The sequence below is a fragment of the Streptomyces beihaiensis genome (genome assembly GCF_026274175.1).
GTDB classification, from domain to species: Bacteria; Actinomycetota; Actinomycetes; order Streptomycetales; family Streptomycetaceae; genus Streptomyces; species Streptomyces beihaiensis.
The window spans coordinates 1-13,419 of record NZ_JAPHNL010000325.1; the positions used below are offsets into that span (position 1 = coordinate 1).

The window sequence follows — 13,419 nt, forward strand, 5'->3', positions numbered from 1 at the left end:
GACGCGGCGGCCCGAGCGCCGCGCGGCGACGGCGGGCGGCATCAGGAGCACGGCGGTCCCGCCGTCCCTGAGCCGGGCCAACGCGTGCTGCACCCAGGCGAGTTCGGACTCGGCACGGGCCGGGAAGCCGTACTCCCAGCGCGGGTCGTAGGCCAGTTCGTCGTGGCCCCAGTCACGCTCGTTGAACGGCGGGTGGGAGAGCACCACGTCGGCCCGGACGTCGCTCAGCGCGTCGCCGCGCAGCGTGTCGGCGGCGGCGGTGCGGATGGTCGGCGCGTCTCCGTCGCCGCGCGCGCCGTGCGCGTTGCCCGCGCCTTGCGCGCGGGTGGCGCCGTTGCCGTCGAGTGCAAGGCGCAGCGCGGTCAGGGCGGCGAGTTCGCGGCCGGCGTCCTGTCCGTACAGGTGCTGGCCGGGGCGGGCGGCGCGGGCGCGGAAGGCGTGCAGGAGGGCGCCGGTGCCGCAGGCCGGGTCGAGGACGCTGTCGGCGGGTCCGGCCAGCGCGGCCATGAGGTCGGCGGGGCCCGGCGGGGTCAGCGTGTACTGGCGCGGGTTGGCGTCGAGGTGGCGGCCGAGCAGGAACGCGAAGGCGCCGCGCGCACCCAGTTCGGCGGCGAGTTCGGCGGCACCGCGCAGCAGCGGCACGGACGGCAGCAGCGCGGCCGGTGCGGGGGTGGCGAGGGCGCGCTCGCGGGCCGGGCCGAAGCGCGGGGTGAGGACCCTTTCGAGGGCGGCCGAGAGCCGTTCGGCCAGGGCGCGGTCGTCGGCCGTGGCGCTCAGGGCGAGCCACTCGGTGGGCCGGTCGTGGACGAGCAGCAGGACGCTTCCGGCGTGCAGCAGGGCGGTGACCGGGCCCGCCGGATGTCCGGCGAGCTGCTGCCACACGCGTTCGCGCAGGGGCACCTCGGCGAGTTTGCCGTGAGTGCGCAGCCAGTCCTCGATGTCGGCGAGCGCGAACGAAGGGCTGGTGTCGGTTCCGCCGACCGGCCGGGGGAAGTCGGCGTGGCGCCGCCGCCAGTTGCTGACAGCGGCACGGCCGACTCCGGCGAGCCGGGCGATCCCGGCGGCCGTCACTTCTGTCGCGTCGACGGCGTCGGCGGCGTCGCCGGCGTCCTTCGCGTCACGGGCGTCCTTGGCGTCGTCGTGCACCGGCGTGGCTCCCCTCATGGCGTTCCTGTGCTTCTGACCCTACCGACCTTCACGTAAGAACCCCATTCACAGATGTGAGCACAATAAATCCTGTGAACCTGGTTGACTCGGTTCACAGCTCATGGTCTTCTTGACCCAGCCAACCACCGGATCAACGGAAAGCCGGGGGCGGTTGGCGACTCTCATCTCGGAGGAACCCATGTCCCAGCACCAGCAGCACCCCCAGTACCCGCCGTTCCAGCAGCCGCACCAGCCCCAGCAGCCGCAGCAGCCGCAGATCGCCCGCAACGGCCTGGGGACGGCCGCGCTGATCCTCGGCATCATCGGCGCCCTGTCCGGCCTGGTGCCGATCATGTTCTGGCTGGCGGGCGTCCTCGGCGTGATCGCCCTGATCCTGGGCCTGGCGGGACGCGGCCGCGTCAAGCGCGGCGAGGCCACGAACAAGGGTGTGGCGCTGGCCGGCGTACTCCTCGCGCTGGCGTCGCTCGGGCTCGCGGTGTTCGGCGCGTACACGACGTTCAAGGCCGTCGGCGACGCGGTCGACCAGATCGACAAGTCGGTGTCGGACACGAAGCCCAAGGAGACGAAGCCGTCCGGCGCGGCGAAGGACTCCGGAAAGCCGGGAGCGTCAGGAAAGCCGGGGAAGTCCGGCGGCAAGGCCGACACCGCCAAGGCGCACGCGGCGGGCGACTCGGTGATCTACGACGACAACCTGACGGTGACCGTCTCGAACGCGGTGGCGTTCAACCCGAGTCCGTACGCGGCGGGACACACCAAGGGCCACGACGCCTACAAGGTGACGATCACGGTCACCAACAACAGCAAGAAGCGGTTCGACGCGTCCATGCTGACCGCCGACGCCCGCGCCGGCCAGGACGGTGTCCAGGCGGAGCAGATCTTCGACGACAAGGTCGGCTCCGGCTTCGACGGCACGATCCTGCCGGGCAAGAAGGCCACGGTCGTCTACGGCTTCGACACCCCGGCGGCCGCCAAGAACCTCACCGTCGAGGTGACGCCCAGCTTCGACTACGACGCCCAGCAGTGGGACCTGAAGCTGTAAGGCCCGACCGTGAAGTCGTAGTGACCCGACCGCTCCCCCGCGATGCGGCACGCGCTCACCACGCGTGCCGCATCCACACGTTCGGCTCGACGTACACGGCGAAGCCGGACTCCGGTTCGCAGCGCACCGGGACGAGGGCGCCCGGCACTTCGACCGGACCGGCCGTGTCGAAGGGCAGCCCGGTCCAGGCCCGCCACTGCTCGACCGACCCGGCCACCGTCATCGAGGCGGGCGCGACCTTCTCCACGGTGGCGCCCGCGCGGGCGTGGACGCGCAGCCACGGGTCGTGCGGCAGACCGTCCGACTCCCGCACCCGGTACGCGTACTCGCTCATCGGCGTGGCCGGTTCCCGGTGCTTGGCGCTGGGCCGCACCGGGGCGACGACCTCGCAAAACCCTCGGGCGCGGGCGTTGTCCCGCATCGCGGCCAGCATCCGCCCCGACAGACCCCGCCCCCGCCACGCCGGGGTGACGGTGATCTCGATGGCGCTGACGGTGTCCGGGGCGCGTCCGGCCGCGAGGTCCGCAAACGCCCACTGCAACACCCGGGCCCACCCGCCGTCGGGCAACGCACCACGCCCCTCGGCGTGCAGCGCGAACGGCACGCTGAAGCCACGCGCTACCACGGCGGCCGCCGCGTTGGTGGCGACCAGCGCGTACGCGGGCAGTTCGTCGCGCACCCGCGGCAACAGCGCCCCGGCCGCGAGGTCGTGGCCGATGAACTCGGGCCAGGCGTCCGGCATCGTCCACAGCGCGTCGGACAGTTCGGGCCGCTCGGCGAGGGTGGTGATGGTGAGGCCGTCGCCGTCCTGGCCGGTGCTCATGTACACGCTCCTGCGAGTCGGTGGGATGGCCGACCGACCGTAACGCCCGCCACCCCCGCCCGGCCACCGAGTTTCGGGCCGGGCCGCGGGTGGGCGGACTTGACCTTGACACTGGCGTCAGGGTCGCAGACTCCCGGTATGACCACCAAGGACACACCAACGACCACCACCCCTCGCACCGTCCTCGTCACGGGTGCGGGCACCGGCATCGGCCGCGCCACCGCGCACGCCTTCGCGGCGCGGGGCTGCCACGTCGTCGCGGTGGGCCGCAGGCCCGAGCCGCTGGCGCGGACCGCCGCGTACGACACCGGTCTGATCACACCGCTCGTCGCCGACATCACCGCGCAGGACGGTCCGGCGCGCGTCGTCCGCGGCGCACTCGAAGCGGCGGGCCGCGGCGGCATCGACGTGCTGGTCAACAACGCGGGCGTCACGAACGCCGACTCGCTGCGCACCTGCACCCGTACGTCGGTCGAGTCGCTGCTCGCCACGAACCTCCTGGCACCCGTGCTGCTCACGCAGGCCGCTCTCCCGGCGCTCGAAAGGACCCGAGGCGTCATCGTGAACGTGACGACGGCCGTCGGACAGCGCGGCTGGCCCGGCAACTCCCTGTACGCGGCGGGAAAGGCGGCCCTCGACACCCTCACCCGCAGCTGGGCGGTGGAACTGGCCCCCCTGGGCATCCGGGTGGTGGCCGTCGCGCCGGGCGCGGTCGAGACGCCCATCGCCGACCACGCCGGTTTCCCGCCCGAGCGGCGCGCGGCGATCCGGGAGTGGCAGATGCGCAACACGCCTCTGGGCCGGGTCGGCAGGCCGGAGGAGGTGGCCGGGGCGATCACGTACCTGGCCTCCCCCGAGGCGTCGTACGTGACCGGCGTGATCCTCCCGGTGGACGGCGGCGCGCTTGCCGCATGAGCCAGACTGTCGCCCATGCGGATCGGAGAACTGGCCGAGGCCACGGGTGTCTCGCCCCGCGCCCTGCGCCACTACGAACAGGCGGGCCTGCTCACGTCGGTGCGCACGGCGAACGGCTACCGGGTGTACGAGGCGGCCACCGCCCCCGTCCGCGTCGGCAACATCCGCATGCTGCTCGACGCGGGCCTCACCCTGGACGACGTCCGTGTGTTCCTGCCCTGCCTGGACGGCGACATGCTGGCCAAGGGCCCGTCGGCCGGCTTCTACCGCATCGCCCGCGAACGCCTCGCCGTGATCGACCGGCGCATCGCGGCGCAGGTGGCGGCGCGGGACCGGTTGGCGGAAGTGCTGGCAGCGGCGGCCACATCGAACGAATGACCGGATATGCGCTCACTCGTTCCGGTGATGCATTGAACAAACTGGCAAGTACGCTGACGGTACGCGCCCGACTCCGTCGAACGGGACCGCGAGATCAAGCCCCGCAAGTACGCCGCCGCCCGGATCCCGCACTTCTGGCGCGTGGAGGAACAGGACGGCAAGCCCGTCGTCTACGTCTACGAACTCGATCCCGCGACCAACTCGTACGCGAAGCCCAGCATCCACCACGACCGCCTCAAGGTGGGCGTCCCCTTCCCTCTCGCCGTCGAGCTGGCACTGCAGCGGCGCACCGGCCGGGCTCCCGAGGAGCCCGGCGCCGCCACCGTCGAGTGACCCCTACGACCCGAGCACCGACGCCAGGAACTCCCCGACCCACGCCAGCAGTTCCCGCCCGGTGAGCGGCTTGCCGCCGATCTTGCCCGCCTTCGGGCGCGGCACCAGGACCTGGTGGGCGGCCGCCTTGATGACCGTGCCGGGGTAGAGGCGCTTGAGGCGCAGCTCCTGCGACTCCCTCAACTCCACCGGCGCGAAGCGGATGTTGGTGCCCTGAAGCACGATCTCGCCGACCCCGCAGGCCCGCGCCAGCATCCGCAGACCCGCGACCAGCAGCAGGTTCTCGACGGGCTCGGGCAACTTGCCGTAGCGGTCGGTGAGTTCCTCGCGGACGTGGGCGATGTCGTCCTCCGTGTTGGCGGAGGCGATCGCGCGGTATGCCTGCAACCTGAGCCGCTCCCCGGGCGCGTAGTCGTGCGGGACGTGCGCGTCGACCGGAAGCTCGATCTTGACCTCCAGCGGCGGCTCCTCCTCCACCCCGCCCTCCAGCGAGGCCCGGTAGTCCGCCACCGCCTCGCCGACCATCCGTACGTACAGGTCGAAGCCGACGCCCGCGATGTGACCCGACTGCTCGCCGCCGAGCAGGTTTCCGGCGCCGCGGATCTCCAGGTCCTTCATCGCCACGTACATGCCCGCGCCCATCTCCGTGTGCTGGGCGATCGTGGCGAGGCGCTCGTGGGCCGTCTCCGTCAGAGGCTTCTCCGGCGGGTAGAGGAAGTAGGCGTAACCGCGCTCGCGGCCCCGGCCGACACGGCCGCGCAGCTGGTGGAGCTGGCTGAGGCCGAAGTTGTCGCCGCGCTCGACGATCAGCGTGTTGGCGTTGGAGATGTCGATGCCGGACTCGACGATCGTCGTCGAGACCAGCACGTCGAACTTCTTCTCCCAGAAGTCGACGACGACCTGCTCAAGGGCCTGCTCCGACATCTGGCCGTGGGCCGTCGCGATCCGCGCCTCCGGCACGATCTCGCGCAGCCGCGCCGCCGCCCGGTCGATCGACTCGACCCGGTTGTGGATGTAGAAGACCTGGCCCTCACGCAGCAGTTCACGCCGGATCGCCGCGCCGATCTGCTTCTCCTCGTACGGGCCGACGAAGGTCAGCACCGGGTGGCGCTCCTCGGGCGGGGTGGTGATCGTCGACATCTCACGGATGCCGGTCACCGCCATCTCCAGGGTGCGCGGGATCGGGGTGGCGGACATCGTCAGGACGTCGACGTTGGCGCGCAGCTTCTTCAGCTGCTCCTTGTGCTCGACGCCGAAGCGCTGCTCCTCGTCGACGATGACCAGGCCCAGCTCCTTGAACTTCGTCTCCGACGAGAACAGGCGGTGCGTGCCGATGACGACGTCGACCGAACCGTCCCGCATCCCCTCCAGGACCGCCTTCGCCTCGGTGTCGGTCTGGAAGCGGCTGAGCGCCTTCACGTTCACGGGGAACTGGCCGTACCGCTCGGTGAACGTGCCGAAGTGCTGCTGCACGAGCAGCGTCGTCGGCACGAGGACCGCGACCTGCTTGCCGTCCTGCACCGCCTTGAACGCGGCGCGCACCGCGATCTCGGTCTTGCCGTAGCCGACGTCGCCGCAGATCAGGCGGTCCATCGGGACCGTCTTCTCCATGTCGGACTTGACCTCGGCGATCGTGGTGAGCTGGTCGGGCGTCTCCGCGTACGGGAAGGCGTCCTCCAGCTCCCGCTGCCAGGGCGTGTCCGCGCCGAAGGCGTGTCCGGGCGCCGCCATGCGGGCGGAGTAGAGCTTGATGAGGTCGGCCGCGATCTCCTTGACGGCCTTCTTGGCGCGCGCCTTCGTCTTCGTCCAGTCGGCGCCGCCCAGACGGTGCAGCGTCGGGGCCTCCCCGCCCACGTACTTGGTGATCTGCTCCAGCTGGTCGGTGGGGATGTAGAGGCGGTCGCCGGGCTGGCCGCGCTTGGCGGGCGCGTACTCGACGACCAGGTACTCGCGGGTGGCGCCCTGGACGGTGCGCTGCGCCATCTCGATGTAGCGGCCGACGCCGTGCTGCTCGTGCACGATGTAGTCGCCGGATTCGAGGGTGAGCGGGTCGATCGTCTTGCGGCGGCGGGCCGGCATGCGGGCGCCGTCCTTGCCGGCCGCCTTCTGCCCGGTCAGGTCGGTCTCGGTGAGGACGGCGACCTTCAACCGCGGGTCCACGAAGCCGTGTTCGAGGCTGCCGCAGGCGACCTGCACCACGGACGGGGCGAGCGCGGTGAGGTCCTTGTCGAGGCGGGCCGGGACGCCCTCGCCTCCGAGCACCTCGACCGTACGGGCCGCGGGGCCGTGCCCCTCGGTGACGTAGACGGTGCGCCAGCCCTCGGAGAGCCAGCCCTTGGTGTCGGCCAGCGCGCGGGCGGTGTCGCCGCGGTAGGTCTCGGGGGCGTGCATGCCGAGGCGCAGGGTGTCCCCGTCGGCGCCGGTCTCGTCGAGCGCGTCCGCGCCGGTGACGTCCGCCGCGAACGGCGAGACGGACCACCACATCATGCCGAGCTCGCGTGCCCGCTCCCGTACGTCCGCGATGGACCACAGGGACGCCGCCCCCACGTCGATGGGCGCCGCGCCGCCGGTCGCGGACGCCGCCCACGACGCCTGGAGGAACTCCCGCGAGGTGGCGACGAGGTCGGTGGCCCGGGTGCGGACCCGCTCGGGGTCGCAGACGACGGCCATCGCGCCGTCCGGCAGGACGTCGAGCAGCAGCTCCATGTCGTCGACGAGGACGGGCGCGAGGGACTCCATGCCCTCGACGGCGATCCCCTCGGCGATCTTGCCGAGCAGCTCGCCCAGCTCCGGGTGGAGCTCGGCCAGCTCGGCGGCACGCGCCCGTACGTCGTCGGTCAGCAGCAGCTCACGGCAGGGTGGGGCCCACAGGCCGTGCTCGGCGATTTCGAGGGAGCGCTGGTCGGCGACCTTGAAGTAGCGGATCTCCTCGACGTCGTCGCCCCAGAACTCGATGCGGAGCGGGTGTTCCTCGGTGGGCGGGAACACGTCGAGGATGCCGCCGCGGACCGCGAACTCGCCGCGCTTCTCGACGAGCTCGACGCGCGCGTACGCCGCCGCGGCCAGCGCCTCGACGACCTCGTTCAGGTCGGCGCTCTGCCCGGTGCGCAGGGCGACCGGTTCCAGGTCGCCGAGCCCCTTGACCTGCGGCTGGAGCACGGAACGGATGGGCGCCACGACCACCGAGACCGGGCCGGTCTCCGGGTCGTCGGTGCGCGGGTGGGCGAGGCGGCGCAGCACGGCGAGGCGGCGGCCGACCGTGTCGGACCTCGGGCTGAGCCGCTCGTGCGGCAGCGTCTCCCACGACGGGTACTCCGCGACGCCGTCCGGCGGCAGCAGCGAGCGCAGCGCCGCCGCCAGGTCCTCGGCCTCCCGCCCGGTGGCGGTGACCGCGAGCACGGTCCGCTTCGCCTCACGGGCGAGCGCGGCGACGGCGAAGGGGCGGCAGGCCGGAGGCCCCACCAGGTCCACGTGCATCCGGTTGCCGGCCGCCCGTCTCCCACCACCGCCCTCGACCGAACGGGCTTCGCCCGCGCCCCCTGCTTTCGCGGCGCTCACCGCTTCGGCGAGGGCCGTGTCCTTGACGACGGCGTCGAGCAGTCCGTGGAGGCTCATGTCGGTCGGCCTTGGCCTTTCGGGTGCGTACGGGTGGGGGGGTGCGTACGAGTACGGGTACGGGTACGGGCGGGCAACGCGAAGGGCCCGACACGTGGTACGGGCCGGGGCGGTTCCAGGGTACGTCGCCGGGAGAACGGTCACCCGTACAAGCGACTGGCGGGAAGTGTCCGGAAGAGTACAGTTCCGTACATGAGTGAGACGCTGCCCATCACCGAGGCGCGGGCCCGGTTCGGTTCCCTGGTCCGCCGCACCGCCCACGCGCGTGAGCGCATCACGATCACGGATCACGGCCAGGCCGCGGCCGTGTTCATAAACCCCACCGAGCTGGCCGAGCTCGAGGAACGGGTGCTGGAGCTGGAGGAACAGCTGGCACTGGCGAACTACCGGGCTCGGCAGGCCGCAGGGACGGTCGTCGGCGTTCCCCAGGACGAGGCCCGTAGGCGATTGGGGCTGAGCCGCCGTTGACCCACCAAGTCATCTGGGACGATCCCGCCCTGGAGACCGCCGGAAGGTTCATGAAGGACGACCCGGACGGGCTGGGTCAGGTCTTCGACGCGACCGACCTTCTCGCCGACAATCCCCGCCCGGCCGGAACCCTTGAATACGGCTCCCCAGATCTGCGCCGTACGCACGTAGGCCGTTACCGCATCATGTACGAGATCACCGAGAGCACCGTGACGGTCATGGTTCTGCATCTGGGCCGCACCGCATGACGCGTCGAGGGGCCCGGCACAAGCCGGGCCCCTCAGGCCGCGCCCCCGCGGTCCCCGCTACTCCGTCGCGATCGCGTTCAGTACATTCATCCGCCCCGCCCGGAACGCCGGGATCAGCGCCGCGAACAGGCCCACGAAGGCCGAGCCGACGAAGACCGAGACGATCGTCGGCCAGGGGATCCGCAGGACGTCGAGGCCCTGAAGAGCGAGGAGCTTCTGGGCGGTCGCGCCCCAGCCCATCCCGAGGCCCAGGCCGAGCAGCGCGCCGAAGAGAGCGATGACCACCGACTCCAGGCGGATCATGCGGCGCAGCTGGCGGCGCGAGAGGCCGATCGCCCGCATCAGGCCGATCTCCCGGGTCCGCTCGACGACCGACAGGGCCAGGGTGTTCACGACACCGAGCACCGCCACGATGATGGCCAGCGCGAGCAGCCCGTAGATCATGTTGAGCAGCCGGCCGATCTGGTCCTTCAGGGTCTGCTTGTAGTCGGTCTGGTTCTTGACCTTGACCGTCGGGTCGGACGCGACGGACGCCTTGAGCGCCTTGTACGCCGTGTCGGCGCGGGAGGCGTCGGCGGCCTTGGCGAAGACCATCGCGTCCAGCGGCAGCCGGTCGGCCGGCACGTACCGCTCGGCGGTCGCGAGGTTGGTGTACATCGCGCCCTTGTCGAACGCGGTGTCGTCCGAGGTGATCGCCGCGACCTTGAGCTTGACGGTCCGTCCGTGGTCGAAGGCGACGGTGATCGAGTCGCCGACCTTCACGCCGTGCTTCTTCGCGTACCCGGAGCCGACCGACATCGCGTCCTTGCCGTACGCCGCCGAGAGCGTCCCGGACGTCGTCTCGCGGCGCAGGTCCCGCGCGTAGGACGGGGTCGCCGCGACGAGCTCCTCCTTCTCCTTCGCGCCGTTCGGGGCGGTGAGGTGGGCCTGGACCCACTTGACCTCGGTGATGTGGGAGACGTCGCCGCTGTCCTTGACCTTCTTCAGGGCGGCGACGGACTGCGGGTTGATGCCACCGTCGGCCGACCGGACGATGAAGTCCGCGCCGACCGATCTGTCGAGCTGGCTCGTCGCCGAGGCGACCATCGAGGAACCGACGACGGACAGGCAGGCGACCAGCGCGAGGCCGATCATCAGGGCCGCCCCGGTGGCTCCGGTGCGGCGCGGGTTGCGCAGCGCGTTGCGCTCGGCCATCCGCCCCACGGGCCCGAAGAAGCGGAGCAGCACCGCGCTGATGACGCGGACCACACCGCCCGCGAGCAGCGGGCCGACGACGACGAAGCCGATGAGCGTGGCGACGATGCCGACGCCGAGCCAGAGCGACCCCTGGGCCGCCTTGTCGGCCCGCGCGGCGAGGTAGAGCGCGAAGCCGCCGCCGCCCGTGAGGAGGATGCCGAGGACGGCACGGACGGCGCCGGCCTTGGTGTCGGCGGGGGTGCCCGCGTCACGCAGGGCCGCCATCGGCGAGACCTTGCCGGCCCGGCGGGCGGGCAGGTACGCGGCGAGGACGGTGACGACGATCCCCAGGAGCAGGCCGATCGCGGGGGTCGTCCACTTCACGGTGAGGTCGTTCGTGGACAGGTCCATGCCGACGGCGGACATGAGCTTCATCAGCCCGACGGCGAGCCCGACCCCGGCGCCGACGCCCGCGACCGAGCCGACGACGCCGAGCAGCAGCGCCTCGACGAGGACGGACCCGTTGACCTGCTTGCGCGACGAGCCGATGGCCCGCATCAGGCCGATCTCGCGGGTGCGCTGCGCGACCAGCATCGAGAACGTGTTGATGATCAGGAAGATGCCGACGAGGAACGCGATCCCGGCGAAGCCGAGCAGCGCGTACTTGATGACGTCCATGAAGGAGCCGACGTCGGCGCGGTGGGCGTCCGCGTCCTCCTTCTGCGTCTGGATCTTGTACGCGGCCGGTTCACCGGACGCCTTGAGCGTGTCGGCGACGTTCCGCTTGAGCCTGGTGTCGGAGACGCCCTTGTCGGCGGCGACGTCGATCGCGGTGAACCGGCCGGTGGCGCCGAGGAGTGCACGCTGGGCGGTGGCGGTGTCGAAGTAGACGACGGCGGCGCCCGGGTTGGTCACCTTGAAGGAGGCGATACCGACGATCTTCGCCTTGAGGTCGCCGGTGGCGGCGATGGTGCGCAGCTCGTCGCCGAGCTTGAGGTGGTGCTTCTTCGCGGTGTCGGCGTCGACCATCACCTCCGTGGGGCCGCGCGGCGCGTGCCCGGAGGTGATCTCCATGGAGCGCAGGTCGTTGTGGGTCCAGTTGGCCGCGACGGTGGGGGCGCCGTTCTCGGAGCCCATGTTCTTGTCGTCCGCGTTCACCACGGTCACATGCGTCGAACTGACCTCTCCCTCGGCCGACTTGACGCCGTCGGCCTTCTTGACCGTGGAGACGGTGGAGGCGGGCAGTGACTCCGGCCTGCCGGTCGCGCCGCCGCCGTCGGACGCGGCGTCCTCGGGGCTGACGGTGACGTCGGCGGCGGTGGCCGTGAACAGCTTGTCGAAGGTCTTGTCCATCGTGTCGGTGAACACGAGCGTCCCGGAGACGAACGCCACCGACAGCAGCACGGCGATCGCCGAGAGGGCCATGCGGCCCTTGTGCGCGTAGAAGTTGCGCAGGGAGGTCTTCAGCACGGTGTTGGCGCTCATGACGTGCGGCCCCGGGAGTCGAAGTCGGGGGTCTGGGGGTGTCCCCCAGAAAAACGCAGCATGCGGTCCAGGACGGCGTCGGCGGTCGGGCGGTGCATCTCGTCCACGATGCGGCCGTCGGCCAGGTAGAGGACGCGGTCCGCGTACGAGGCGGCCACGGGGTCGTGCGTGACCATGACGATGGTCTGGCCCAGCTCGTCCACGGACCGCCGCAGGAAGCCGAGCACCTCACTGCCCGCACGGGAATCAAGATTTCCGGTCGGCTCGTCACCGAAGATGATCTCGGGCCGCGCGGCGAGGGCCCGCGCCACGGCGACGCGCTGCTGCTGCCCGCCGGAGAGCTGGCCGGGCCGGTGCTTGAGCCGCCCGGCGAGCCCGACGGTCTCCACGACACGGTCGAGCCAGGCGCGGTCCGGCTTGCGTCCCGCGATGTCCATGGGCAGCGTGATGTTCTCTATGGCGTTGAGAGTGGCCAGCAGGTTGAACGCCTGGAAGATGAACCCGATCCGGTCGCGGCGCAACTGGGTCAGCTTCTTGTCCTTGAGCCCGGTGATCTCGGTCTCGCCGAGGAAGATCTGCCCGGACGTGACGGAGTCGAGCCCGGCCAGACAGTGCATGAGCGTCGACTTGCCGGAGCCCGACGGCCCCATGATCGCGGTGAACTGGCCACGCGCGATGTCGACGTCGACATGGTCGAGCGCGACGACGCGGGTCTCCCCGACGCCGTACGCCTTCACGACCTGCCGGGCCCGCGCGGCAACGGCCGTCCGCCCGCCAGTACCCCCGTGCCTGGGAATGGTCACAGCCGAAGTCACGGTATGTCTCCTCCATCGATGACGAGGCGCCGCAGTCGGTCGCCCGCGGTCCTCAAGTCTGGTGACGCGGAGCCCCGGGCGCGCTGGTGGAAGTCACCGTCTTTCCCGGGGGAAAACCCCACCTCTCGACAGTAGGAAGAACCCCGCCCGTCCTCGTCCTTCAGCGGGACGAACCGCCCCCGACCCGTAGTACGGAGGACCCCCTAGGGGCTCTCCACCGACGGGTGGAGGCCGCCTCCACCCGCATGGGGTCGGTCGGTTCTCGGGGCACTCAAGGTTGACCTCGCGCGGGTAGCGTCCGGCCGGTACCCGTTGGCGTCGATCCAGCGGGCCAGGGGCTGCGCGGTGGGAAGCACGGTGTCCGTCGACCCCCGGTGCACGATGGTCGCCGCCTGGTCGAGGGACGGCAGGTCGAGGACGCGGAAGGCGCCGTCCTGGAGCGGGGCGGAGACCTGGACGGCGGCGTGGACGCGGATCCTGCCGCTGCCCTCCGGCGCGTCCTCGTAACAGGCGACACCCGGGCCCGCCGGAGCGACACCCGCCTCGCTCAGCAGCCGGAACAGCTCCTCGTACAGCGGCACGATCACCGGGGTGATGTCCTCGGGCTCGTAACTCGCGGCGGTCGCGGTCAGCTCCGCCACCCGCAGCGCGGGAACGGCCTTGATCACAACGTCGTTCGTGGGCGTGTGCCCCTCACTCTCGACCGCCCGGAGCCTCGCCTCGACCTGGACAAGGCGCGCCCCGGCGGCGGCCGCGAGTCGGTCGGCGGTGCAGTAGCGGTAGCCGCTGGCAGGGTCGACACTGGCCGGGCGCAGCAGCCCGGTCGCGTCGTAGTGACGCAGCATCCGGACCGAGACACGGCCGTGCCGGGCGAAGTCTCCGATGACGGACAGACGTCTCCGAGCCGACCGCCTGACACGGTGTGAGGGTCAAGCAACGAGGTCCCGCGGCCACCCC

Annotated in this window: 11 protein-coding genes and 1 pseudogene; 6 read left to right on the forward strand and 6 right to left on the reverse strand. The window is 71.5% G+C overall.

Annotation, left to right across the window (positions count from 1 at the left end; all coding sequences use genetic code 11):
- The coding region (locus OFY01_RS29790; protein ID WP_266605182.1) for an HsdM family class I SAM-dependent methyltransferase at positions 1-1,164 on the reverse strand (1,164 nt) is incomplete at its 3' end.
- A gap of 181 nt (positions 1,165-1,345) precedes the next feature.
- Between OFY01_RS29790 and OFY01_RS29795 the strand changes: the two genes are divergently transcribed.
- Complete coding sequence (locus OFY01_RS29795) at positions 1,346-2,206, forward strand: DUF4190 domain-containing protein (protein WP_266605184.1); 861 nt, start codon at positions 1,346-1,348, stop codon at positions 2,204-2,206.
- 55 nt (positions 2,207-2,261) lie between these two features.
- Here the strand turns inward: OFY01_RS29795 and OFY01_RS29800 are convergent, their stop codons facing one another.
- A complete protein-coding gene (locus tag OFY01_RS29800; RefSeq protein WP_266605186.1) occupies positions 2,262-3,029 on the reverse strand; it encodes an N-acetyltransferase in 768 nt (255 codons plus the stop codon).
- Positions 3,030-3,167: 138 nt separating this feature from the next.
- Here OFY01_RS29800 and OFY01_RS29805 point away from each other — a divergent pair, with 138 nt between their 5' ends.
- The 3 genes from OFY01_RS29805 to OFY01_RS29815 all read left to right on the forward strand — a co-directional run bounded on the left by OFY01_RS29805 (position 3,168) and on the right by OFY01_RS29815 (position 4,655).
- Positions 3,168-3,944 (forward strand): SDR family NAD(P)-dependent oxidoreductase, encoded by a 777-nt coding sequence (locus OFY01_RS29805; protein ID WP_266605188.1) that lies wholly within the window; start codon positions 3,168-3,170, stop codon positions 3,942-3,944.
- Between the two features lie 15 nt (positions 3,945-3,959).
- On the forward strand, positions 3,960-4,322 hold the full coding sequence (locus OFY01_RS29810; protein WP_266605190.1) for a MerR family transcriptional regulator: 363 nt from the start codon (positions 3,960-3,962) through the stop codon (positions 4,320-4,322).
- Between the two features lie 141 nt (positions 4,323-4,463).
- A complete protein-coding gene (locus OFY01_RS29815) occupies positions 4,464-4,655 on the forward strand; it encodes a hypothetical protein (RefSeq protein ID WP_323135582.1) in 192 nt (63 codons plus the stop codon).
- Between the two features lie 3 nt (positions 4,656-4,658).
- Here OFY01_RS29815 and mfd read toward each other — a convergent pair whose 3' ends face one another.
- Positions 4,659-8,270, reverse strand: a complete 3,612-nt coding sequence (mfd, locus tag OFY01_RS29820; protein ID WP_266605192.1) for a transcription-repair coupling factor — start codon at positions 8,268-8,270, stop codon at positions 4,659-4,661.
- Positions 8,271-8,462: 192 nt separating this feature from the next.
- Between mfd and OFY01_RS29825 the strand changes: the two genes are divergently transcribed.
- A complete protein-coding gene (locus tag OFY01_RS29825) occupies positions 8,463-8,738 on the forward strand; it encodes a type II toxin-antitoxin system Phd/YefM family antitoxin (RefSeq protein ID WP_266605194.1) in 276 nt (91 codons plus the stop codon).
- Positions 8,735-8,986: a type II toxin-antitoxin system RelE family toxin gene (locus tag OFY01_RS29830; protein WP_266605196.1), complete on the forward strand. Its 252-nt coding sequence runs from the start codon at positions 8,735-8,737 to the stop codon at positions 8,984-8,986. Before OFY01_RS29825 ends, OFY01_RS29830 begins: the two co-directional genes overlap by 4 nt.
- 57 nt (positions 8,987-9,043) lie before the next feature.
- On the opposite strand, the gene OFY01_RS29835 is transcribed toward OFY01_RS29830, so the two are convergent.
- The 3 genes and pseudogenes from OFY01_RS29835 to OFY01_RS29845 all read right to left on the reverse strand — a co-directional run.
- Positions 9,044-11,647 carry an ABC transporter permease gene (locus OFY01_RS29835; RefSeq protein WP_266605198.1) on the reverse strand — a complete coding sequence of 868 codons (2,604 nt, stop codon included), beginning with the start codon at positions 11,645-11,647 and terminating at the stop codon, positions 9,044-9,046.
- Complete coding sequence (locus OFY01_RS29840; RefSeq protein WP_266605200.1) at positions 11,644-12,462, reverse strand: ABC transporter ATP-binding protein; 819 nt, start codon at positions 12,460-12,462, stop codon at positions 11,644-11,646. The genes OFY01_RS29835 and OFY01_RS29840 overlap by 4 nt, the downstream gene beginning before the upstream one ends.
- A gap of 237 nt (positions 12,463-12,699) precedes the next feature.
- A pseudogene (locus tag OFY01_RS29845) lies at positions 12,700-13,307 on the reverse strand (MerR family transcriptional regulator); the annotation flags it as partial.
- Positions 13,308-13,419 lie beyond the last annotated feature (112 nt).

Excerpts from the sequence above, each read along its gene's own strand:
- OFY01_RS29795 (WP_266605184.1), top strand. The coding sequence starts at position 1,346 with ATGTCCCAGCACCAGCAGCACCCCCAGTACCCGCCGTTCCAGCAGCCG.
- OFY01_RS29800 (WP_266605186.1), bottom strand. The coding sequence starts at position 3,029 with ATGAGCACCGGCCAGGACGGCGACGGCCTCACCATCACCACCCTCGCC.
- OFY01_RS29805 (WP_266605188.1), top strand. The coding sequence starts at position 3,168 with ATGACCACCAAGGACACACCAACGACCACCACCCCTCGCACCGTCCTC.
- OFY01_RS29810 (WP_266605190.1), top strand. The coding sequence starts at position 3,960 with ATGCGGATCGGAGAACTGGCCGAGGCCACGGGTGTCTCGCCCCGCGCC.
- mfd (WP_266605192.1), bottom strand. The coding sequence starts at position 8,270 with ATGAGCCTCCACGGACTGCTCGACGCCGTCGTCAAGGACACGGCCCTC.
- OFY01_RS29825 (WP_266605194.1), top strand. The coding sequence starts at position 8,463 with ATGAGTGAGACGCTGCCCATCACCGAGGCGCGGGCCCGGTTCGGTTCC.
- OFY01_RS29835 (WP_266605198.1), bottom strand. The coding sequence starts at position 11,647 with ATGAGCGCCAACACCGTGCTGAAGACCTCCCTGCGCAACTTCTACGCG.